Origin of the sequence: Priestia sp. SIMBA_032 (assembly GCF_046535215.1) — a bacterium.
In the GTDB taxonomy this organism is placed as follows: domain Bacteria; phylum Bacillota; class Bacilli; order Bacillales; family Bacillaceae_H; genus Priestia; species Priestia aryabhattai.
In genome coordinates this window covers 1-239 of the sequence record NZ_JAWRXD010001485.1, presented here as the reverse complement: position 1 = coordinate 239, position 239 = coordinate 1, and the positions used below count along the sequence as shown (strand labels likewise).

At 37.2% G+C, this 239-nt stretch carries 1 protein-coding gene; it reads right to left on the bottom strand.

Translation table 11 applies throughout. The annotated features are described in order from the left end of the window. Positions 1-239: hypothetical protein (locus tag SB717_RS39250; protein ID WP_486360826.1), on the bottom strand; the 239-nt coding region annotated here is incomplete at both ends.

Below are 239 nucleotides of genomic sequence, written 5' to 3'. Positions count from 1 at the left end.
ACAAAAAAGTATTTGTACCAAAATGTTGTATTAACAATCCTCCGATGAAAGGCGCAAAAGCCTGTGCAAGCATCGGCATTCTGCCTAGGCGTCCTATAATAATTGCATAGTTTTCTCTGCCAAAAATACTTAACGGCAGTGTTCCTCTAAGCACAGAACGAAGTCCGTTTCCAATTCCAAATAATATAATTCCAGGAATGATGCTATATCCTCCATAACTAATTAAAAGAATTCCTAAC